General features: G+C 72.2%; 19 protein-coding genes and 1 pseudogene. 13 read left to right on the top strand and 7 right to left on the bottom strand.

Annotation, left to right across the window (positions count from 1 at the left end; genetic code table 11):
* Positions 1–24 precede the first annotated feature (24 nt).
* Positions 25–468, bottom strand: a complete 444-nt coding sequence (locus ACZ37P_RS22630; protein ID WP_391042124.1) for an ATP-binding protein — start codon at positions 466–468, stop codon at positions 25–27.
* A gap of 205 nt (positions 469–673) precedes the next feature.
* Between ACZ37P_RS22630 and ACZ37P_RS22625 the strand changes: the two genes are divergently transcribed.
* From ACZ37P_RS22625 to ACZ37P_RS22585, 9 genes are all read left to right on the top strand, one after another.
* Positions 674–1627, top strand: coding sequence for a hypothetical protein (locus ACZ37P_RS22625; protein WP_467348312.1), 954 nt, complete (start codon positions 674–676; stop codon positions 1625–1627).
* A 209-nt stretch (positions 1628–1836) separates the two neighbouring features.
* Complete coding sequence (locus ACZ37P_RS22620; protein WP_467348310.1) at positions 1837–2583, top strand: YcnI family copper-binding membrane protein; 747 nt, start codon at positions 1837–1839, stop codon at positions 2581–2583.
* Between the two features lie 263 nt (positions 2584–2846).
* Complete coding sequence (locus ACZ37P_RS22615; RefSeq protein WP_467348308.1) at positions 2847–3605, top strand: SCO family protein; 759 nt, start codon at positions 2847–2849, stop codon at positions 3603–3605.
* Positions 3602–4150 carry a copper chaperone PCu(A)C gene (locus tag ACZ37P_RS22610; RefSeq protein ID WP_467348306.1) on the top strand — a complete coding sequence of 183 codons (549 nt, stop codon included), beginning with the start codon at positions 3602–3604 and terminating at the stop codon, positions 4148–4150. The genes ACZ37P_RS22615 and ACZ37P_RS22610 overlap by 4 nt, the downstream gene beginning before the upstream one ends.
* Positions 4151–4218: 68 nt before the next feature.
* Entirely contained in the window at positions 4219–6261 is a 2043-nt protein-coding gene (locus ACZ37P_RS22605; protein ID WP_467348305.1) for a copper resistance CopC/CopD family protein, read from the top strand.
* A 41-nt stretch (positions 6262–6302) separates the two neighbouring features.
* Complete coding sequence (gene efeB / locus ACZ37P_RS22600; RefSeq protein WP_467348381.1) at positions 6303–7622, top strand: iron uptake transporter deferrochelatase/peroxidase subunit; 1320 nt, start codon at positions 6303–6305, stop codon at positions 7620–7622.
* A 79-nt stretch (positions 7623–7701) separates the two neighbouring features.
* On the top strand, positions 7702–8631 hold the full coding sequence (gene pheA, locus ACZ37P_RS22595; RefSeq protein WP_355336599.1) for a prephenate dehydratase: 930 nt from the start codon (positions 7702–7704) through the stop codon (positions 8629–8631).
* Between the two features lie 643 nt (positions 8632–9274).
* Entirely contained in the window at positions 9275–10561 is a 1287-nt protein-coding gene (gene serS, locus ACZ37P_RS22590) for a serine--tRNA ligase (protein WP_467348303.1), read from the top strand.
* Between the two features lie 128 nt (positions 10562–10689).
* A complete protein-coding gene (locus ACZ37P_RS22585; RefSeq protein ID WP_467348379.1) occupies positions 10690–11541 on the top strand; it encodes an HAD family hydrolase in 852 nt (283 codons plus the stop codon).
* Between the two features lie 86 nt (positions 11542–11627).
* Here the strand turns inward: ACZ37P_RS22585 and ACZ37P_RS22580 are convergent, their stop codons facing one another.
* From ACZ37P_RS22580 to ACZ37P_RS22560, 5 genes are all read right to left on the bottom strand, one after another.
* The gene (locus tag ACZ37P_RS22580; protein ID WP_355336601.1) at positions 11628–12308 is read right to left on the bottom strand and encodes a rhomboid-like protein; all 681 of its coding nucleotides are present in this window, start codon (positions 12306–12308) and stop codon (positions 11628–11630) included.
* 198 nt (positions 12309–12506) lie between these two features.
* Positions 12507–13226, bottom strand: a complete 720-nt coding sequence (locus ACZ37P_RS22575; protein ID WP_355336760.1) for an ABC transporter permease subunit — start codon at positions 13224–13226, stop codon at positions 12507–12509.
* A gap of 82 nt (positions 13227–13308) precedes the next feature.
* Positions 13309–14226 (bottom strand): ABC transporter ATP-binding protein, encoded by a 918-nt coding sequence (locus tag ACZ37P_RS22570; RefSeq protein WP_355336602.1) that lies wholly within the window; start codon positions 14224–14226, stop codon positions 13309–13311.
* Entirely contained in the window at positions 14223–15146 is a 924-nt protein-coding gene (locus tag ACZ37P_RS22565) for an ABC-2 transporter permease (RefSeq protein WP_355336761.1), read from the bottom strand. The genes ACZ37P_RS22570 and ACZ37P_RS22565 overlap by 4 nt, the downstream gene beginning before the upstream one ends.
* A gap of 4 nt (positions 15147–15150) precedes the next feature.
* The gene (locus tag ACZ37P_RS22560; RefSeq protein ID WP_467348378.1) at positions 15151–16239 is read right to left on the bottom strand and encodes an ABC transporter ATP-binding protein; all 1089 of its coding nucleotides are present in this window, start codon (positions 16237–16239) and stop codon (positions 15151–15153) included.
* Positions 16240–16465: 226 nt separating this feature from the next.
* Here ACZ37P_RS22560 and ACZ37P_RS22555 point away from each other — a divergent pair, with 226 nt between their 5' ends.
* From ACZ37P_RS22555 to ACZ37P_RS22540, 4 genes are all read left to right on the top strand, one after another.
* Entirely contained in the window at positions 16466–17401 is a 936-nt protein-coding gene (locus ACZ37P_RS22555; RefSeq protein WP_467348301.1) for a M24 family metallopeptidase, read from the top strand.
* Positions 17398–19317, top strand: a complete 1920-nt coding sequence (locus tag ACZ37P_RS22550; protein ID WP_467348299.1) for an SDR family oxidoreductase — start codon at positions 17398–17400, stop codon at positions 19315–19317. Before ACZ37P_RS22555 ends, ACZ37P_RS22550 begins: the two co-directional genes overlap by 4 nt.
* A 90-nt stretch (positions 19318–19407) precedes the next feature.
* Positions 19408–20301 (top strand): metal-dependent hydrolase, encoded by an 894-nt coding sequence (locus ACZ37P_RS22545; protein WP_391042111.1) that lies wholly within the window; start codon positions 19408–19410, stop codon positions 20299–20301.
* Between the two features lie 28 nt (positions 20302–20329).
* On the top strand, positions 20330–21280 hold the full coding sequence (locus tag ACZ37P_RS22540; protein WP_355336607.1) for a MerR family transcriptional regulator: 951 nt from the start codon (positions 20330–20332) through the stop codon (positions 21278–21280).
* A gap of 32 nt (positions 21281–21312) precedes the next feature.
* On the opposite strand, the pseudogene ACZ37P_RS22535 reads toward ACZ37P_RS22540, so the two are convergent.
* Positions 21313–21693 (bottom strand): annotated as a pseudogene (locus ACZ37P_RS22535) (LLM class flavin-dependent oxidoreductase); the annotation flags it as partial.
* Between the last annotated feature and the right edge of the window lie 67 nt (positions 21694–21760).

Raw genomic sequence — 21760 nt, 5'->3', positions numbered from 1 at the left:
CACCGGAACCGGAGTCGAGTGGCGCTACGACGCCTTCAGCAGGGCGTCGTCACGCCACTTGAGCACCTTGTCGAAGGAGACGACCGTGCCGTGACCCGGCCGGTTCTGGAAGTGGACGTGGTCCACCAGCGCCTCGATGAGGAAGAGTCCGCGTCCGTGCTCGGCCTGCTGGCCCCTGGGGCTCAGCGGCCGGGCCGGGTGGCGGAAGCGGTCGCGGGGGAATCCGGGACCGGAGTCGGCGACCTCGATACGGCACTGGTCGCCGTCGATCCGCGCGGTGACGCTGTACTCCGTGCCGGATCCGGCGTGTTCGACGGCGTTGGCACACGCTTCCGAGAGGGCCACCGCCAGGTCGAAGGAGATGTCCGGATCGACTCCGGCCGTCTCCATGGTCCCGATCAGCAGCCTTCTGGCCAGCGGAACGCTCGCAGCCTCGCGCCGCAAATGGAGTGACCACCAGATGCTCATGCTCCAGCCTCCTGGCTGCGGCTCGACATAAGGTTACGTATTGCCGCGAAGAGCGTCCCGTAAGCGCGATGTTGACGTGATATCGCTCATTCGGCGGATGCCCATGCCCGGCGTACGGGTGTAAGGGGACTTCACGCGCACACCCCCGCGAGCCGGACACCCGCCGTATCCGCCCGGAGCGCGCGGTGAGAAGATGACCGCCGTCATGACTGCCACGCGGGGCTCCGTCCCCTCCGTGCGCGCCGGCGCCGGAATGCGACTGCTGCGGGCCGCGGTGTTCACCGCGGTCTGCGTCGTGCTGGCCGCGGTCGGGCACGCGATGGCGTCCGGCCGTACGGTGCCGGTGTGGGCGCTGGTCGTCGGCTGGCTCTCGGTCTTCGCGGTCGTGGCGCCGCTCGCGGGGCGCGAACGCACCCTGCCCGGCATCGCCGCCGCCCTCGCCGTCGGACAGCTCGCGCTGCACAGCGTCTTCAACGCCGGGCAGATGTGCGCGAGTACGACGGCCGCCGGGCACGGCGGCGGCTCGGGGTCCGGCTCCGGCGGCCTGCTGGCCGTCGCGGCCCGGCTGGTCTGCGGGAGCACGGCCGCGGCGCCGCTCACCCCGCGGAAGGCGCAGTGGGTCGTCCAGCAGGCGGGGCTCGACCCGTCCGCGATGGGCGCGCCCGTGCACACCCCGGGCATGGACATGAGCGGCGGTACGGCCGCGGGCGGTACGGGAAGCGTCGCGCACGCCGTGATGTCGCTGCCCTTCTGCTCCCTGCCGATGTTCCTCGGCCACCTGCTCGCCGCCGTGGTGGCGGGCTGGGTGCTGCGGCGCGGCGAGGCGGCGCTCTGGCGGCTGATACGGCTGTCGGTGCGCGGCGCCGCCGAGTTGGCCGCGCTCTCGCCCGCCGTACTGCGCCGCGCCCACGCGCTGCTGTCCGCGCTCGCGGCGCAGGCGGCCGGGACCGCGGGCGTACGGCCCCGGCGGCGCTGCACGGCGGACGCGACGGCGGCCAGGCACCGCACGGTGTGGCTGCTGCGGCACTCGCTGGCCAGGCGCGGGCCGCCGTTCGGCCTCGCGGCGGTCTGTCGCGACGCACCCCGCCGACTCCCCCTTGGCGTAGGCCCCCGGGGACTCGCAGGTCCTTGCGGACCTGAGAGGCCCTCACTGGGCTGATGAGTCCATCGGTCCTACGTAGGTCCATAGGACTTATACGGCATAGGTCCATAGGACTTACGCCGCCTTCCGGGGAGCACGGCGACGGTGGCGCGCGGGTCCGCCCACGCCTCCGCCGACCGCGGGCGCCTGACGCGCCGTGGTCCGCGGTTCCATGCCACCGTCAGCCCACTTCCCACAGACCTGTGGAGAACTGGAGCACCCTCGTAATGAGCAGCTCACGTATGCGCGGCCGTGCCGCGACCATCGCCGCCCTCGCCGGTGCCACCGTCCTGCTGGCCGCCGTGCCCGCCTTCGCGCATGTCACGGTGACGCCGAACAGCGCGGCCCAGGGCAGTTACAGCACGGTCGCCTTCAAGGTGCCGAACGAGGAGGACAGCGCGTCCACGACGAAGGTCGAGGTCAATCTGCCCACCGACCACCCGGTCGCCTCGGTCTCGATCCAGCCGGTGCCCGGCTGGACGGCGCAGGTGACGAAGTCGAAGCTGGCGACCCCGCTGAAGTCGGACGACGGCACCATCGACGAGGCGGTCACGAAGATCACCTGGAGCGGCGGGAAGATCGCGCCGGGCCAGTTCCAGCAGTTCCCGGTGTCGTTCGGGCCGCTGCCCGCCACCACCGACGCGCTGGTCTTCAAGACGCTCCAGACGTACGACAACGGTGACATCGTGCGCTGGATCGACGTGCCGAAGGAGGGCCAGGCCGAGCCGCAGCACCCGGCGCCGACCCTGAAGCTGACGGCGGCGGCCTCCGACGGCGCCTCGGCCACGCCGAGCGTGACGGCGACCCCGGCCGCCGACGCCAAGTCCGGCGGCTCGTCCGCCGGTACGCAGGCGGCCTCGTCCGACACGAGCGACGGGACCGCCCGTGCGCTGGGCGTCGCCGGAATCGTGGTCGGCGCGATCGGGATCGGCTACGGCGTCTTCGCCGGTCGCCGCCGCAACCCGTCGGCCTGACGCCGGACGCCTGACGGCCGGTCCGGCCGACGGCTCCGGCCGACGGCTGGTCCGACCGCCGGCTGGTCCGGCTGACGGCCGACGCCGGTTCTCGCTCGACCGGTGTCGGCCGGATCGCCGGATTCACCTGTAGCACCTGAAGCACCTGCTCCACCGGATCCACCGGACCGCTCGCGGTCCCGTTCGACCCGAACAGCCCGCTGGGCGGCCACGCGAGCCGTGGCCGCCCGGCACCACCCGTCCACTGAAGGGGCATCACCTTCATGCGCACCACCCGCTCCACCCGCACGACCGCTTCCCCGCGCACGACCGGCACGTCCGGCACGTCCGGCACGACCCGTACGCGCACCCGCACCCGTGCCCGCACCCGTGCCCGTACCACCGCCGTGACCGGGGCCGCCGCGCTCGCCGTCGCGGGGGCGCTGCTGCTGTCCGGCTGCGGCGGCTCGTCGGCGAACGCCAATGTGGCGGCGGTGTCCGCCGAAGCGCCGCAGAAGGCGGGCACGCTGCTCGACACGCCGTTCACGAAGCCCGCGCTCGTGCTGACCGACAACCAGGGCAAGCCGTACGACCTGGTGAAGGAGACCGCGGGCCACCCGATGCTGCTCTTCTTCGGCTACACGCACTGCCCCGACGTCTGCCCGACGACCATGAGCGACCTGGCGCTGGCCAAGGCGAAGCTGCCGAAGGCCGACCAGGACGCGCTGCGGGTCGTCTTCGTCAGCACCGACCCGGAGCGCGACACCCCTGCGCGGCTGACGGCGTGGCTCGGCGCGATGGACAAGTCCTTCATCGGACTGACCGGTAAGTTCGACGCCATCCAGGCCGCGGCCCGCTCGGTCGGCGTCGGCATCGACCCGCCGGTCAAGGAGAAGGACGGCAGCGTCACCGTCACGCACGGCGCCGAGGTGCTGGCCTTCTGGCCCAAGGACGACAAGGCGCACGTCCTCTACATGTCGGGGACGACGGCCGGGCAGTTCGCGGCCGACCTGCCGAAGATCGTCAGGAGCGAGGCGCCGTGAGGCGGCGCGCGCTGCTGGGCGCCGTCGCCGGTGTCGCGGCGGTGGCGCTGGCGACCGGCGCGGGCGTCGCGCTGAGCGACGGATCGTCCGGGTCCGGCGCGGGGTCCGGCGCGGGGTCAGACAAGGCGTCCGGCAGGGCGTCCGGCAAAGGGTCCGGCAGCGGGTCCGGCAAAGTGTCGGTGAGCGGCGGGTACATACCGCAGCCGCTGCTGACCGACGAGGCCGCCGCGTACGTCACCGTCGCCAACGCCGGGGGCGGGGACGCCGAACTCACCTCGGTCAGCACACCGCTGGCCGCGCACGTCACCCTGCACAGCACGACCGGCACCACCATGCGCCAGGTGACGGCCCTGACCGTACCGGCGGGCGGCACCCTCACCCTCGGCACCGGGGGCGACCACATGATGCTGGAGAACCTCACCCACAAGCCGCGGGTCGGTGAAACAGTCACCCTGCGACTCCACTTCGCCCACGCCACGCCCGCCACGGTCACGGTCACCGTGCCCGTCGAGGCGACGACGTACCGCCCGGACCCGAAGGGCTGACCGCAGTGAACCCAGCGACGCCAGCGCGCACAGCGCCCGCAGCGAAGAAGAACGCCCGGTTGCCACGTTTGAGGTCACCGCGTCGCCAGACCGGCGGGCGGCGGCTGGCGGCGCTCGCGGCCTGCCTCGGCGGGCTGCTCGCGCTGCTGCTCGGCGTCGCTGCGCCCGCGTCCGCGCACGCGGCGCTGCTCCGTACCGACCCGGCCGACGGCTCGGTCGTGCAGAGCGCGCCGCAGCGCGTGGTGCTCACCTTCTCGGAGGGCGTGCTGCTGTCGGCGGACTCGCTGCGCGTGCTCGACCCGCAGGGCAAGGACGTGGCGGTCGGCAGGCCGCAGCACGACAGCGGCAAGGACTCCGGGTCCACGGCCACCGTCGGGCTGCGGCCGGGCATCGGCAACGGCACGTACACCGTGGCGTGGAAGGCGGTGTCGCAGGACAGCCACCCGGTGGCCGGGGCGTTCACCTTCTCGGTCGGCGCGGCCTCCAAGACCAGCGTCGACCTGTCGGGCGCGGCGGCGGCGGGCGGCGGCGCGGCGTCCACGCTCTACGGGATCGCCCGCTACTTCGCCTACGCCGGTTTCGCGCTGCTGGTCGGCAGCGCGGTGTTCCTGTCCGTGTGCTGGCCGCGCGGCGCCCTGCTGCGTCCCATGCGGCGGATCGCGGCGGGCGGCTGGGCGACGCTGGTCGCGGCCACCATCGCGCTGCTGATGCTGCGCGGCCCGTACGCCAACGGCACCGGGCTCGGCGACGCGGTCGACCCCGATGTGATGCGCGCGGTGCTGGAGACCCGGCCGGGCGCGGCGCTCGTCTCCCGGCTGCTGCTGCTCGCGGCGGCGGCCGTCTTCCTCGCCGTGCTCTTCGGCAGCTACGCCAAGCGCGAGGACCCGGAAGAACGCGCCGACCTGGCCTGGGGTCTGGGCATCGGCGGCACGGTCGTCGCGATCGGCATCGCCGCCACCTGGGCGATGGCCGAGCACGCCTCCGTCGGCATCCAGCGGCAGGTCGCGATGCCGGTCGACATCGTCCACCTGCTGTCCATGGCGGTCTGGCTGGGCGGGCTCATCACCCTGCTGACCGCGCTGTTCGCCCGCTCCACCGCCGGTACGGTCGAGCCGTACGCCGTGCGCCGCTTCTCCCTCATCGCGCTCACCGCCGTGACGACCCTGATCGGCACCGGCACGTACCAGGCGTGGCGGCAGATGGGCAGTTGGGCGGCCTTCTTCGACACCCACTACGGGCAGCTGCTCTTCATCAAGATCTGGCTGGTGTGCGCGCTGGTCGGCGTGGCCTGGTTCTCGCGGCGCTGGACGCGGGAGCTGGGGGTGACGCCGGTGGCGCGGACGGAGGCGGTGGCGTCCGCGGTGGGGGCTCCGGCCGCCGCGTCCGCCGGTACGGCGTCGGGTACGGGGTCCGGTACCGGGTCCGGTACGGGTTCCGCCAGGGGCAAGGGCTCCGGTACGGGCTCGGGTTCGGGTTCGGATTCCGCCGTGGCGGGTACGGGGTCCGGCTCCGACGACCCGGCGCGGGCCGCGCAGTTGCGGCGGCAGCAGGACGCGCGGGACTCGGCGAAGGCGAAGAAGGTGCGCGACGCGGATCCCGCGCGCAACCGGCTCCGGCGTTCGGTCCTGATAGAGGTTGGCATCGCCGTCGTCCTGCTGACCGTCACCACGATGCTGACCGGCTCGCAGCCGGGCCGGGCCGCGGAGGAGCAGAAGGACCTCAAGGCGCCGCCCGCGGCGACCGGCGGCGGGAACGCGACGGCCCCGACCGAGGTCGTCCTGTCCATCCCGTACGACACCGGCGGTCCCCACGGCAAGGGCACGGCGGGCCTGACGGTCTCCCCCGCCCGGTCGGGCGCCAACGAGGTCCACCTCTTCCTCAGCACGCCCGCCGGAAGCTCGGTGGACGTGCCGGAGGTGCGCCTCCAGTTCACGCTGCCGGCCAAGAAGATCGGCCCCATCGACGTCCCCTTGCAGCACCTGACGGTGGGCCACTGGACCGCGGCGGGCGTCCAACTGCCGCTGCCGGGCGCCTGGCAGGTGGCCGTCACCGTCCGCACCTCGGACATCGACGAAGTGACGGAGACGAGGAACATGCAGGTCAACCCGTGAAGTCATCCGATTCGGCGGAAGACGTGAAGCCCGCGGAGTCCGTGCGGACCGAGGACGCGGCCCCCGCCGGGCTCAGCAGGCGGCGGCTGCTCGGTACGGCCGGGGCCGCGGGCGCGGCCGGACTGGTCGTCGGCGGCGGTGCCGGTGCGGGCGTCGCGCGGGCCGCGCGGGACGAGCCGGTCGCGCTGAGCACGGTCGGTTCCGCGTACGTCCCCTTCGAGGGCGCGCGGCAGGCCGGAATAGTCGGGCCCGCGCAGGCCGTCGGCCACCTCGTCGCCTTCGACCTGGTACCGGGCGCGGACCGCAAGGCCGCCGCCGCGCTGCTGCGCCGCTGGTCGGACGCAGTACGGACGATGACGCGACCGGGAACACAGCCGGGGACGCGGCCGGGGACGCGGAGCGGCACCTCGCCTGGGGGCCGGGACGCGCTGCCCTCGTCGTACGACGATCAGGTCGCGTACGACGCCGGGCCGTCCTCGCTGACGGTCACCTTCGGTTTCGGCCGGAGCTTCTTCGGCCGTACGGGGCTGACCGGGCGGTTGCCCGGAGCGCTGGCACCGCTGCCGGACTTCGCGGGCGACGCCCTCGACCCGAAGCGGAGCAACGGCGATCTGTGGGTGCAGATCGGCGCGGACGACGCGCTGGTGGCCTTCCACGCGCTGCGCGTGCTCCAGAAGGCGGCGCGGGACACCGCCGGGGTGCGCTGGCAGATGAACGGGTTCAACCGGACGCCGGGCGCGACCGCGCACCCGATGACCGGGCGCAATCTGATGGGCCAGATCGACGGGACCAACAATCCGAAGCCGACCGACGCCGATTTCGATCAGCGCATCTTCGTACCGGCGGGCGGCTCCGCCGACTCCGGCTCCCCGGCCTGGATGGCGGGCGGTTCGTACGCCGTCGTCCGCCGCATCCGGATGCTGCTGGACTCCTGGGACCATCTGTCGGTGGCCCGGCAGGAGAAGGTGATCGGCCGCCGCAAGTCGGACGGGGCGCCGCTGTCGGGCGGCACCGAGACCACGCCGGTCGACCTGGCGAAGGTCGGCGCGGACGGCGCCCTGGCCATCGCGGGCGACGCGCACGTCCGGGTCGCGGCCCCGGCCTCCAACGGCGGCGCCGCCATGCTGCGGCGGGCGTTCTCGTACCACGACGGCATCGGGACGGACGGGACTCCGGACGCCGGGCTGCTCTTCGTGGCCTGGCAGGCCGATCCGCTCAAGGGTTTCGTGCCGGTGCAGCGCAAGCTGGACGGCGGCGACGGCCTGTCGCGCTTCCTGCGGCACGAGGCGAGCGGACTCTTCGCGGTGCCGGGCGGCTGCGGGCCCGGAGAATACGTGGGTCAGCGGCTGCTCGAAGAGTGATCGCACGATCTGGTGGCGGTGTTCCGGGCTGATGAACAGACCGGCATTCCGGGTCGGTGCGGGCCATTAGGCTGAACGCATGTCGCCAGCGAGCCGTTATACCTATCTGGGTCCCGAAGGCACGTTCACCGAGGCCGCGCTGCGGCTGCTGCCCGAGGCCGCCACGCGCGAGCTGGTACCGATGGTGTCGGTGCCCGCGGCGCTCGACGCGGTGCGCAACGGCGAGGCGGGCGGTGCGCTGGTCCCGATCGAGAACTCCGTCGAGGGCGGCATCACCGCCACGCTCGACGAGCTGGCGTTCGGCGACCCGCTGATGATCTACCGCGAGGTGCTGCTGCCGATCGCCTTCGCGCTGCTGGTCAGGCCGGGCACCGCGCTGTCCGACGTGAAGACGGTGACCGGGCACCCGGCCGCGCAGTCTCAGGTGCGCAACTGGCTGTCGGGCAATCTGCCCGACGCGGTGTGGGAGTCGGCCGCGTCGAACGCGGACGGCGCGCGGCTGGTACAGGAGGGCCGCTTCGACGGCGCCTTCGCGGGCGAGTTCGCGGCGCCGACGTACGGTCTCGAACCGCTGGCCACCGACATCCGCGACGCGCAGAACGCGACGACGCGCTTCGTGCTCGTCGGGCGTCCGGCGCGGCTGGCGGCACCGACCGGCGCGGACAAGACGTCGGCGGTGTTCTGGCTGCGCGACGACCACCCCGGCGCGCTGCTCGAACTCCTCCAGGAGTTCGCGATCCGCGGGGTGAACCTGATGCGGATCGAGTCCCGGCCGACCGGTCGCGGCCTCGGTCAGTACTGCTTCTCGGTGGACGCCGAGGGTCACCTCACGGACCGCCGGGTCGGCGAGACGCTGATGGGGCTGCGCCGCCGCTGCCTGAACGTCCGCTTCCTCGGTTCGTACCCCCGGGCCGACGAGGTCGAGGTGCGGGTGGCGCGGGGAACGACGGACTCGGAGTTCACGGACGCGGCGGACTGGCTGAACCGGGCGCTGGACGGGCGGGCCTGAGGCGGGCGCTGGACGGGCGGCCCTGAGGCGGGCGGCCCTGAACCGGGCGGCACTGAACCGGGCAGGGCGTGTTCTTCCACCGTGGGGAAAAGTTATCCACAGGCTTCGAGCGCAGCCTGTGGGTAACTGGGGACATGTCGACACAGCAACCCGACCTAGTCGACAAATCTGTACACAGACACCATCGCTGTCCACAGCGGGGCAGGTCACCCCTCGTCACCCCAATTCCCCCGACCAACTCTCCCGAGGGAACACTTCTCACTCGAAAGTGAGTGTGGAACGGGTTTGAAGGGGGAATCCATAGCCGAGCATCGAGCCCGGTCGAAAGATCTCCCTCCTTCTCCACAGATCTTCCCCACACCCTGTGGACAAAGAATGGAAATCCCCAGCAGCCTGTGGATAACTTTCGGCCGGACGACCCCCGGGAGGCCCTGGAAGGCCCCGCCGGAGTCCCGGCGGCGATGATCAACTCCGGTTCTCCACAGGCGCGATGACCCGGGGGAGGGACGCGGCGAATTTGGTTGACCGTCCCCCCTTTCTCCCCTTTACGGAATTTCCTCGCTTTACCCCCGAAGCGGACAAAGCACACCATAAAGTCCGTAAGTTGTCGCGGCCGATGCCCGCTCCCCGGTAACCTGGTCGCGTGATTGACCTTCGTCTGCTTCGTGAGGACCCCGACCGTGTGCGCGCCTCGCAGCGCGCCCGTGGAGAGGACGTCGCGCTCGTCGACTCCCTCCTCTCCGCCGACGAGCGGCGCAGGTCGTCCAGTACCCGCTTCGACGAGCTGCGCGCCGAGCAGAAGCAGCTCGGCAAGCTGATCCCGAAGGCGCAGGGCGAGGAGAAGGCCGAGCTGCTCAAGCGGACCGGCGAGCTGTCGGCCGCCGTCAAGGCCGCCGACGCCGAGCAGCACGAGGCGGTGGAAGAGGCCCAGCGGCTCCTGCTCCAGCTCGGCAACCTCGTCCACCCGGACGCGCCGATCGGCGGCGAGGAGGACTTCGTCGTCCTCGAACAGCACGGCGCGCCGCGCGACTTCGCCGCCGAGGGCTTCACCCCCAAGGACCACCTGGAGCTGGGCGAACTGCTCGGCGCCATCGACGTCGACCGCGGCGCCAAGGTGTCCGGCTCGCGCTTCTACTACCTGACCGGTGTCGGCGCCCTGCTCGAACTGGCCCTGGTCAACGCGGCCGTCGCGCAGGCCACCGCCGCCGGCTTCACGCCCGTCCTGACCCCGACCCTGGTCAAGCCGTCCGCGATGGCGGGCACCGGCTACCTCGGCCAGGTCGAGGACGACGTCTACTACCTGGAGAAGGACGACCTGTACCTGGTCGGCACCTCCGAGGTCCCGCTCGCCGCGTACCACATGGACGAGATCATCGACGCGGGCAAGCTGCCGCTGCGCTACGCCGGTTTCTCGCCCTGCTACCGGCGCGAGGCGGGCTCGTACGGCAAGGACACCCGCGGCATCATCCGCGTCCACCAGTTCGACAAGGTGGAGATGTTCGTCTACACCACGCCGGAGGACGCGGAGGCCGAGCACCAGCGGCTGCTGGCCTGGGAGAAGCAGTGGCTGTCCGCGCTCGAGCTGCCGTTCCAGGTGATCGAGCTGGCCTCGGGCGACCTGGGCTCCTCGGCGTCGCGGAAGTTCGACTGCGAGGCGTGGATCCCGACGCAGGGCAAGTACCGCGAGCTGACCTCGACGTCGAACACGACCGAGTACCAGTCCCGCCGCCTGTCGATCCGGCTGCGTGACGAGAAGGGCACCCGGCCGCTGGCCACGCTGAACGGCACGCTGTGCGCGGTGCCGCGGACGATCGTGGCGATCCTGGAGAACCACCAGCTCGCGGACGGTTCCGTACGGGTGCCGGAAGTGCTGCGGCCGTACCTGGGCGGCCGGGAGCTGTTGGAGCCCGTCACGTCCAGCGCCAAGTGAGCGAGTCGGAGGCCGGGGCCCTCGCCGGTACGGGACCGGGTGCGGGGGCCGCGGACAGAGCCGAAGCCGTCACCGGCGCCGGTACCGTCACCGGAGCCGGTACCGTCACCGGAGCCGCGGACAGAGCCATGGACAGGGCCGCGCACAGCGCCCCGGCCGCCGACGCGACCGACGCGGCGCGGCTTCCGTACCGAATGGTCGCCACCGACCTGGACGGGACGCTGCTGCGCGGCGACAACACCGTCTCGCGGGTGACGAGGGACGCGCTCGCCGCGACGGTGGCGGCGGGCGCGGTGCACATCATCGTCACCGGCCGCTCGGTGCCGTGGACCCGGCACGTACTGGACGATCTCGGTTACGAGGGCCTGGCGGTCTGCGGCCAGGGCGCGCAGCTCTACGACGCGGGCGCGCACCGGCTGCTGACCTCGGTCACCCTCGACCGGCAGCTCGCCGGGCTCGCGCTGGCCAAGATCGAGGCCGAGGTGGGCCCGCTGTTCCTCGCGGCCAGCCGCGACGGCCTGGCCGGCGACGTCCTGATCGGCGAGGGGTACCGGTACAACCCCGAGCTGCCGGTCATCCTCATGTCGGACCCGGCCGAGCTGTGGTCCGCGCCCATCAACAAGCTGTACATACAGCACCCGGAGCTGGGGGACGACGGTCTGGCGCGGGCCGCCCGCGAGGTGGCCGGTGACCTGGTGGGCGTGACGATGGCGGGCGAGGGCATCGTGGAGCTGCTGCCGCTCGGCCTCACCAAGGCGACCGGGCTCTCGCTGGCCGCGCGGCGGCTCGGCGTGACGGCCGCCGAGACGATCGCCTTCGGTGACATGCCCAACGACCTGCCGATGTTCGCCTGGGCGGGGTACGGCGTGGCGATGGCCAACGCCCATCCGGAGCTGCGGCGGGTCGCCGACGAGGTGACGCTGTCGAACGACGAGGACGGCATCGCGGTGGTGCTGGAACGGCTCTTCGGGCCGTTCTGAACGGCCCGCCCGGGTGTGCCGGGGTGCGCAGGAGGCCGGGGCGGGGCTGAACGTGTCGGGGCTGGGTCGCGGCGGGGGCGCGGCGCTCAGGCGGTCTTCTCGCGGGCGCGCCCCGGCGGCGTGATCGCGTAACAGCTCAGGCCGATCAGCGCGGCCGTGAAGTGACCGAGGTCGGTGTAGGTCGCGTCGCCGAGCAGCGGATAGCCGAAGAAGCCCAGCACGCCGAGGAGATATCCCCAGCGCCAGGGGCGCGGCACCAGATACGTGAGGACGCCGACGATGCCCGCGAGGCCGTAGCTGACCCCGATGTCCACGGTGTGCGCGAGGGAGCGCGGCAACCGCTGGTCCCTGATGCCGAACATGACGGCCTTCTCGCTGACGAGCGTCGCGCCGATGTGCGCGGTCGCGACGACGACCAGCCAGCGCCAGGTGCCGAGCCAGCGTTCGGCCGGGGCGTGGATCAGCTCGAAGAGGAAGAAGTAGAGGACGAGGCCCGAGGGCGTCTCTATCCACAGGGCGCTGGCGAACAGCACCCGCAGCGGATGCTGCCGCAGCTGGACCAGGTTGGTGCTGACGTGGTGCAGCAGATACGAGCGGACGTGCGGCGACACGACGGCGACGATGCCGCTGGTGATGATCAGGATCAGCAGCCAGATGTGGGTGCCGGGCGAGGCACGTATCCATTGCGCGGCGAAGCGCCGCGCGTCACGCGGGGTGACGCGGCGGCGCTCGCGGGCGGCGGTGGAGGACTCGTGAGCCGGGGCCATCGCGACCAGTCTTCACCGATCACAGCCGGGCTGCGACTCGCTCCCTTCCATTGACACCGCATTCACAGCTTGCGCCGCCGTCACACCGTGTTCCCGTTCCCACGGGTGGTCTTTTCCCTGCCGGTGCCTCGGCCCCGGTCCCTTCCCTGCCGGTGCCTCGGCCCCGGTCCCTTCCCTGCCGGTGACGTACCCCGGTCCCTACTCCTCACCCGCGAGCTTGAGGGTGCGCAGCTTGTGTCCGGCGAACCAGGTGGTGCCGACGGTGACCACCGCGAGCAGCACGATCGCCGTCGGCAGACCGACGTCGGAACTGACGATGCCGCCGTGGCCCAGCTTCTGCGCGACCGCGAGCGACCACTGCTGGACGCTGAGGGTCCTGGCGCCCGGCACCACATTGCCGATGACGGACTCCCAGACCAGGGCGTAGACCAGGCCGACGATCACCGCATGCCGGGTGAGGACGCCCAGCATCAGGAAGATCGCCGCGTAGGCGACGGACGCGACGGCGGCGGCGACCCCGAAGGCGACCGCGACGTTCTGCCCGTTGCCGTTGAGGATGAATCCGGCGAGCAGGGTGGGGATGGCGGAGAAGGCGGCGACGACGCCTATCGCCACGATGAGCTTGGTGGACACGATCGTGGACCGTCTGATCGGCTTGGCCAGCAGGTAGACGATCGCGCCGTCGTCGATCTCCGGGCCGATGGCGCCGGTGCCGGCGATGACGCCGACCAGCGGGACCATCGCGCTGAGCGCGAAGCCCTGGAGGATGTCGTTGGCGGTGGAGTCGTCCGCGCCGGTCAGCGCGCGGACCGCGACGGAGATGATCAGCAGCAGCATCGGCAGCGCGAAGAGCAGCAGGGCGCGGCGGCGGCCGAGCAGCGCGCGGTAGGTGAGCCGGGCCACGGTGGGGTGGAACACGGCGGGCCCTGAGCGGGCGGGGGCCGCGGCCCTGCCGCTCGGCGGCGCGGGGGTCTGTGTGGCGGACATCTGTGTCGGCTCCTTATGCCGTGACCAGGTAGGAGAAGACGCTCTCCAGGGACTCGTCGGACGGCGAGACGGTGAAGAGCCGGATGCCGTGGTCGCGGGCGATCCGGGGCAGGAATTCGGTGAATCCGGCGAAGTCGATGGCCTGGACGCGCAGCGCCTTCTCCGACCAGTCCAGCTCGATCGCGGCGGTGGACGCGTGCGCGATCAGCACGGACGCGAGCAGCCGGTCGTCGCTCGACCGTACGAGATAGCGGTGCGGGCGGTCGGTCATCAGGCGGCGGATCTTGCGGAAGTCGCCGGAGGCCGCGTGGCGCCCCGCCACCACGACCTCGATGTGGTGGGCGAGCTGCTCGACCTCCTCCAGGATGTGCGAGGAGAACAGGACGGTCCTGCCTTCGGCGCCCATCCGCCGCAGCAGCTCCATCAGGTGCAGCCGCTGCCGGGGGTCCATGCCGTTGAACGGCTCGTCGAGCAGCAGCACCGACGGGTCGTGGACCAGCGCGGACGCCATCTTGGCGCGCTGCCGCATGCCCTTGCTGTACGTGTCGATCTGCCGGTCCTGGGCGTACTCCATCTCGACCGTGGCCAGCGCCCGGCGGGCGGCGGCGTCCGGGTCGGGCAGGCCGTGCAGCTCCGCGTTGGCGACCACGAACTCGCGGGCGGTGAGGAAGTCGTACATCGCCTCGCGCTCGGGCACGATGCCGATCTCGCGGTACGACTGCTCATTGCGCCAGATGGGCGTCCCGTCGAGGGTGACGGCGCCGGTGGAGGGGGCCAGGAAGCCCGCCATCATGTTGATGAGGGTGGATTTTCCGGCGCCGTTGGGGCCGAGCAGGCCGGTGACGCCGGGGCCGATCGTCATGGTGATGTCGTTGACCGCCACCACGTTGCCGAACCAGCGCGAGACGTTGTCGATGCTGATCGTCGTCACGAGAGACCGACCTTCTGGTAGCGGCGCATCAGGAGGCCGAAGCTGCCGGTGATGATGGTGAGGACGGCCAGGAGGTAGACGATGCCGGCCAGCGCGTCCGGCGGTCCCGAGGCGTGCGGGAAGGCCGAGCTCGCGCCGAGGAACCAGGTCTGGAAGCCGTCGATCAGCGTGATCGGCGAGAAGAGGCCGAGCCAGCCGATCACCTCGTAGTTCTCCTGCACGGAGGCGACGCCCTGGACGCTGGAGACCGCGCCGTAGGTGATGACGAACACCGCGATGATCGCGGCGACGCCGAAGCCGCGGCGCGGGGTGATCGCGGCGATGACGAGCGCGATGCCCGCGAAGAGCAGCGACAGCAGGAGTACGGACACCAGACCCTTCGCGAACCCGGCGGTCTGGGTGCCGAAGCTGAGCTTCGCCAGCAGCGCGCCGATGTAGAGGATGAGCAGGGGCAGCGCGGTCAGCAGGAACAGCGCCGTGGCGAGCGCCGCGTATTTGGCGGCCACGTAGTCGACGCGCTCGATGGGCCGCGAGAAGTACAGCGGCGTGGTCTTGAACCGCAGGTCGCGGGAGACCGACTGCGGGGCCTGCGAGGCGACGAAGAGGGTGATGACCGCCTGGAGGATCACCGCGTAACGGGTGTAGTCGACCGGCAGCTTCGTCATGTTGGTGAAGATCGCGACCGCCACCATGATCAGCGCGGGCGCGCACATCGCGGCGAGCAGGATCATCGGCAGCACCTTGGACTTCGCGCTGCGGCCGAGGCCGTACGCGCCGCGCAGGCTCTGGCTGAAGAGGGAGCGCCGGGCGTAGGCGCGGCCGAGGCGCGGGCCGGTGTACTTGCGGTAACCGATGTTGTGGATGACGTCGGGGGCGGTGCCGGTGCCCGGGGGGCCGGGGTTCGGCGTGCCGGGCGTCACCGTGTCAGGCTGCGTCACGGCCTTCTCCTTCCTTGGTCAGGGTCGCGGTGTCCGGGGTGTTCGGGGTGCTCGTGTCGTGCGAAGTGCTCTTGCCGGGCGGGGTGCCGGGGTCGTGCGGGGGGTCGGGGTCCGGGCGGTCGGGGTCGTGCGGGGGGTCGGGGTCCGGGCGGTCGGGGTCGTCCGGGTCGTCGTACGTCAGGTCCTCGTCGTCCGTGAACAGCTCGGCGATGCGGTGGCGGCGCTGCTCCATGCGCACCAGGCCGACCCCGAGTGCGGCGACGGCGTCGCGGACGGTGTCGTACGTCGCGTCGTCCGCTATGTCGACGTGCAGCAGGTGACCCTTGGTCTGGGCGGTGAGCCCGGCGCCGGTCAGCGCGGCCAGCAGCTCCTTCTCACGGTCGGTGACCTCGACCGCGAGCGACGCCGTGGCCTGCGTGAAGTCGCTGGTGGAGGAGGCGCGCAGCAGTGTGCCGCCGTCGATGACGACGATGTGGTCGCTGGTGCGCTCCAGCTCGCCGAGCAGGTGCGAGGTGACCAGCACCGAGATGCCGAAGTCGGTGTGCACGCGGCGGATCAGACCCAGCATCTCGTCGCGCCCCGCCGGGTCGAGGCCGTTGGTCGGCTCGTCGAGCAGGACGAGCTGCGGGTCGTGGACCAGCGCCTGCGCGAGCTTGACGCGCTGCTTCATACCCGTCGAGTAGCCGCCCATCGGGCGGTACCGCTCCTCGTAGAGGCCGACGTGGCGCAGCGTGTCGGCGGTCCGCTCGCGCGCGGCGGTCGGCGGCAGCCCCGACATCCGGGCCATGTGGACGACGAATTCGGTCGCCGAGACGTCGGGCGGCAGGCAGTCGTGCTCGGGCATGTAGCCGACGAGGCCGCGGATCTCGGCGCCGTTGGTGGCCACGTCGAGTCCGAGCACGGCGGCACGACCCTCGGTCGCCGGGGACAGTCCCAGCAGGATCTTGATCAGGGTCGATTTCCCGGCGCCGTTGGCACCCACCAGCCCGGTCACACCGGGGGTGATGTCGACGGTCAGCCGGTCAAGAGCGGTCACCCTCGGGTACCGCTTGCTCAGGCTTTCGGTAGCGATCACAGTCACGTGTCCGACCGTAGTGGCGGGCGAGACAGTCCCGCGTCCGTCCCGAGGATCGGATCCGCCGCGATCGGGGTACTCCTGCGGGCTGACCACCCGTAGGGGTCGGGGGGTTTCGGGGAGTTATCCACAGGGGGTCGCGGGGCTCTTGACCTTGCCACGAGCCGATGTCACATTGATTGCTGTCAGCTTTCGAAGGTCGGCGCGGGGTCTGGGGTGAGCGGCCATGGGCGAGGGGTGGGACGGCGGGCGCGACGGGTTCCGTGAGGTCGACGGGCTCGACGGGTTCCGTGAGGTGCAGCGGCTGGCGTACGCGTGCGCGGAGGCGGTCGCGGCGGAGCTGCGGCCGGGGATGACCGAGCGGGACGCGGCGCACGCGATGCGGGTGTGGGCGCGGGAGCGCGGGGTCCGCGACTGGTTCCATCTGCCCTTCGCCTGGTTCGGCGACCGTACGGCCTTCACCGGCTTCAAGGTGCCGCTCCAGTTCTTCCCGACCGGGCGGCGGCTCGAACCCGGCATGCCGTTCATCCTCGACCTGGCCCCTGTATACGCGGGCTACACCGCCGACGTCGGCTACTCCGGTTCGCTCGGCCCCAATCCGGTGCAGGAACGGCTGATGGCGGATCTGCGCGAGCACCGCGAGCTGATCCTGCGCGGGGTGCGCGAGCGGCGCCCGCTGCGCACCGTCTACCAGGACGTCGACCGGCTGATGGTCAGGCAGGGGTACGCCAACCGGCATCGCGCGTATCCCTTCGGCGTGATCGCCCACAAGGTCGACCGGGTGCGCGAGCGCCGCTGGTCGCCGCGGATCGCCGGATTCGGCACGCGGAGCCTGAAGGGGCTGGCCTCCGACGCCCTGCACGGACACCGCGAGGGCTGGTCACCGCTGTGGAGTCCGCACCGCATGTCCGACCACCCCCCATACCCCGGTCTGTGGGCGGTGGAGCCACATGTGGGATTCCGCGGCACCGGCGCGAAGTTCGAGGAGATCCTCGTGGTCACGGAGACCGACGCCTACTGGCTGGACGACGACCTGCCGCACGTCAGGCGCTGGCGGGAGACGGACGCGGACACGAGGACGGGATCGATGTCGAGGTCACGGATGGGGACGGGCACGGAATCGGGTTCGGGGACGGGGACTGGGACGGGGGTGGCGGCATGACGCGGGACCAGTGGGAAGAAGAGCGGGACGACCGGGACGAGGGCGCGGGTCCGGGCGAGGGCGGCGAGAGCCCGGGCGAAGCGGTACGGGACGGGGAGGTGCGGGACGGGGCGGCCGACGCGGCGGCGCGGGAGCGGTTCGTGACCGGGGGCGGCGGCGTACGGCTGTGCGTCGCCGAGTACGGGGACGCGGCGCTGCCGACGGTGGTGCTGGTGCACGGCTACCCGGACAGCAAAGAGGTGTGGTCGGAGGTGGCCGGGCTGCTCGCCGACCGCTTCCACGTGGTGCTCTACGACGTGCGCGGGCACGGCAGGTCGAGCGCCCCGGCGCGGCTCAAGGGCGGCTTCACGCTGGAGAAGCTCACCGAGGACTTCCTGGCGGTGGCGGACGCGGTCAGCCCGGACCGCCCGGTGCACCTGGTCGGGCACGACTGGGGTTCGGTGCAGGGCTGGGAATTCGTCACGGTCGGCGGGACCGAGGGCCGGATCTCCTCCTTCACCTCGATCTCGGGCCCGTCGCTCGACCACTTCGGCCACTGGATCAAGCGCCGGGTGCGCCGCCCCACCCCGCGCCGGGTCGCCCAAGTGCTCGGCCAGGGGGCCAAGTCCTGGTACGTGTACGCGCTGCACACCCCGGTGCTGCCGGAGCTGGCCTGGCGCGGAGCGCTCGGCAAGCAGTGGCCCAAGCTGCTCTCCCGCGCCGAGAAGCTGCCGTCCGACGGCTACCCGACCGCCTCGCTCCCCGAGGACGCGGCGCACGGCGCCTGGCTGTACCGGGACAACGTCCGCCGCAGGCTGGGCAGTCCGCGCACCGACGCATACGCCCACGTCCCCGTGCAGCTCATCACGCCGACCGGCGACGCCTTCCTGTCGCAGCGGCTCTACGACGACCTGGAGCAGTGGGTGCCCCGGCTGACCCGGCGCACCGTGGCCGCCAAGCACTGGGTGCCGCGCTCCCGGCCCGAGCAACTGTCGCGCTGGATCGGCGAGTTCGTCACAGCGCACGAGTACGGCGGCCCCGCCGTCCCGGCCGCGACCTCGACCGTCACCGGGGCGGGCGGGACGGTGCTCGGGAAGGCGGAGACCGGCGCCAAGGAGCGGTTCGGCGGCCAACTGGTGCTGGTCACCGGCGCGGCCAGCGGCATCGGCCGGGCCACCGCCTTCGCCTTCGCGGAGGCGGGCGCCCGGATCGTCGCGGTGGACCGGGACGCGGAAGGCGCCGCCAGAACCGCCGAGTTGGCCCGGCTGATCGGCGCGCCCGACGCGTGGCCCGAAACCGTCGACGTGTCGGACGCCGAGGCGATGGAGGAACTGGCCGAGCGCACGGCCGGCCTCCACGGCGTCCCCGACGTGGTGGTGAACAACGCGGGGATCGGCCTGGCGGGGGCCTTCCTCGACACCACACCCGAGGACTGGAAGCAGGTGCTCGACGTCAATCTGTGGGGCGTCATCCACGGCTGCCGCCTGTTCGGCCGCCAGATGGTGGAGCGCGGCCAGGGCGGGCACATCGTCAACACCGCGTCGGCCGCCGCCTTCCAGCCGTCCCGCTCCCTGCCCGCGTACAGCACGTCGAAGGCGGCGGTGCTGATGCTCAGCGAGTGCCTGCGGGCGGAGTTGGCGCCGCACGGCATCGGGGTGAGCGCGATCTGCCCGGGGCTGGTCAACACGCCCATCACCCGCAGCGCGCGGTTCGCGGGGGTCGGCGAGGAGGAGCAGGAGCGGCGCAGGGCTCGGTCCGCCCGGCTCTACGGGCTGCGCAACTACCCGCCGGAGAAGGTCGCCCGCGCGATCGTCCGGGCGGTGGAGCGCGACTCCGCGGTCGTCCCGGTCACGCCGGAGGCCCGCGGGGCGCGGCTGCTGTCCCGGCTCTCCCCCAAGACGCTGCGGGCGCTGGCCCGCGTGGACCCGCCGCTGTAGGCCCGCCGCCGGCTCACCACCGGCACCGTGCTGGCAGCACCGATCCCCACGCCGACACCGCCGATCTTCTCCGAAGGAGGACGCACCGCCATGAGTTACGCGATCAAGCCGCGCCGGGTCACGTTCGACTGGAAGCAGACCCCTCTGCACTGGATTCCGGGCGAGCCGACCGCGACGCACGTCATCAATGTGCTGCATCTGCTGCTGCCCGCGGGGGAGCGGTGGTTCGTGAAGGTGTTCAAGGAGGCGCTCCCCTACGTCAGCGACGAGCAACTGCTCAAGGACGTCAAGGGGTTCATGGGCCAGGAGGCCACCCACAGCGTGCAGCACGCGTATGTGCTGGAGCACCTGGCCGAGCAGAATCTCGACACCAGCGGCTACACCAAGCACGTGGAGTGGATGTTCGACGTGCTGCTCGGCGAGAAGCCGCCGTGGGGCGCGCCGGTCACCCGGCGCGAGTGGCTGCGGTTCCGGCTGTCGCTGATCGCGGCGATCGAGCACTTCACCGCCGTCCTCGGCGACTGGATCCTGGACGCCGACGCGCTGGACGAGGTGGACACCGACGAGGTGATGCTGGACCTGCTGCGCTGGCACGGCGCGGAGGAGGTCGAGCACCGGGCGGTCGCGTTCGACATGTACCAGCACGTCGGCGGGGGCGGCGCGGGGCGGTATCTGCGGCGCGCGGAGGGCATGGCGTTCGCGTGGCCGACGCTGTTCTATCTGTGGGTGGTCGGGGCCCGCTACCTGATGCGGCACGACCCGGGGCTGGTCAAGGGCAAGTACCTGTTCAGGAACCACCGCGCCGCCGCCCGCCGCGGCCTGCTGCCGTCCTGGGCGGCGCTCAACGGGGCGATGCCCAGGTACCTGCGCCGGTCGTACCATCCGTCACAGGAGGGGTCGCTGAGCAAGGCCGTCGAGTATCTGGCCATGTCCCCCGCGGCCAGGGCCAGCGAAAGACCGGCGGGCCGCACCGCGGCCTCCTGACCACCGAGGAGTACGGAGGAGTGTGGGCGTGACCACCGCCGCCGAGCAGCGCGCGTACCGGATCGAGGACCTGTCCCATCTGAGCGGGACGACGGTCCGTACGATCCGCGCCTACACCGACCGCGGGCTGCTCCCGAAGCCGGAGCGCCGCGGCCGGGCCAATGTGTACGACGACACGCATCTGGCCCGGCTGCGGCAGATCGCCGATCTCCTGGAGCGCGGCTACACGCTGGCCAGCATCAAGGAGCTGCTGGCGGCGTGGGACGCGGGCACCGGCCTCGGCGGAGTGCTCGGCCTGGTCGGGGAGGTGGACCGGCCGTGGTCGGACGAGACGCCCGCGCGTATCAGCTTGGCCGAGCTGATCGAGGCGTTCGGCGGGACGGCGGATCTGACGGCCGTCGAGGAGGGCCTGCAACTGGGCATCCTGGAGCCGGTGCCGGGCAGCGACGAGGAATTCCTCGTACCGAGCCCCCAGGAGCTGGCGGTCGCCGCGGAGCTGCACGCCGCCGGTGTGCCGCTGCCCGCGATCACCGGCCACCTGCGGGAGCTGCGGGTCCAGGTCGAGCACATCTCGGAGCGGTTCCTGGAGTTCACCACGGAGTACGTCTTCGAGCGGTTCCTGCGTCACCCGCCGACCGACGAGGAAGCCGAGGAGGCGGCGGCCCTGGTCCGGCGGCTGCGCCCGCTGGCCCAGCAGACCGTGGACGCGGAGCTGGCACGCGCCATGCGGATGCTCGCCACCGAGCACGTACGCCGTCACCTCGGCGACGCCGTGCTCCCCGCGCCGCCGCCGCGCCCGGCCGCCGAGCCGCCCTCGCACGTCCCGGTGCCGCTCCCGGCGGCCACGGTCGCCGCGGTCCGGGAGCTGGTCGGGCCCGACCACGTACCGGAGTTCGTGACGGCCGCCGCCGACCGGGAGATCGCGGCCCGCCGCATGGACGCCCTGACTGACCGGCGCCCCGACGACCCAACGCACTGACGACCCGGCACACTGACCACCCGGCGCGCGGATCAGGCCAGTTGGGCGGGGGCCTCCAGGGCGATCCGCTCGAAGGCGGCGGGGTCGGTGTCGAAGTCGCTGTCGGGGATGGGCCAGTGGATGACCATCTCGTCGATCCCGGCCTCCGCGTGGCGGCCAGCGAAGTCCACGAAGGCGTCCACCGACTCCAGCGGGCGCCCCTGGTCAGGGGTGAAGCCGGTCAGCATCACCTTCGGCACCTTCAGCACGTCCCGCCCGGCCTGCGCGCACGCCGCGCCCAGCCGTTCCACCTGCCCGCGTACCGCCGCCAGCGACTCCTCCGGCGTCCCCGTCTCGTACAGCGCCGGGTCCCCCGTCGTCACCCACGCCTGCCCGTACCGCGCGGCCAGCCGCATCCCCCGCGGTCCCGTCGCCTAGCGGGGAGGAGCCACCACTCCGACGTCGGATGCCGACGTTTGCCGAAGCAGTCCCTGCGCGGTC

The sequence above is a fragment of the Streptomyces sp. NPDC024632 genome, assembly GCF_055559175.1.
Note: the sequence above shows the minus strand (reverse complement) of the source record. Positions and strands in the feature narration are given on the sequence as shown.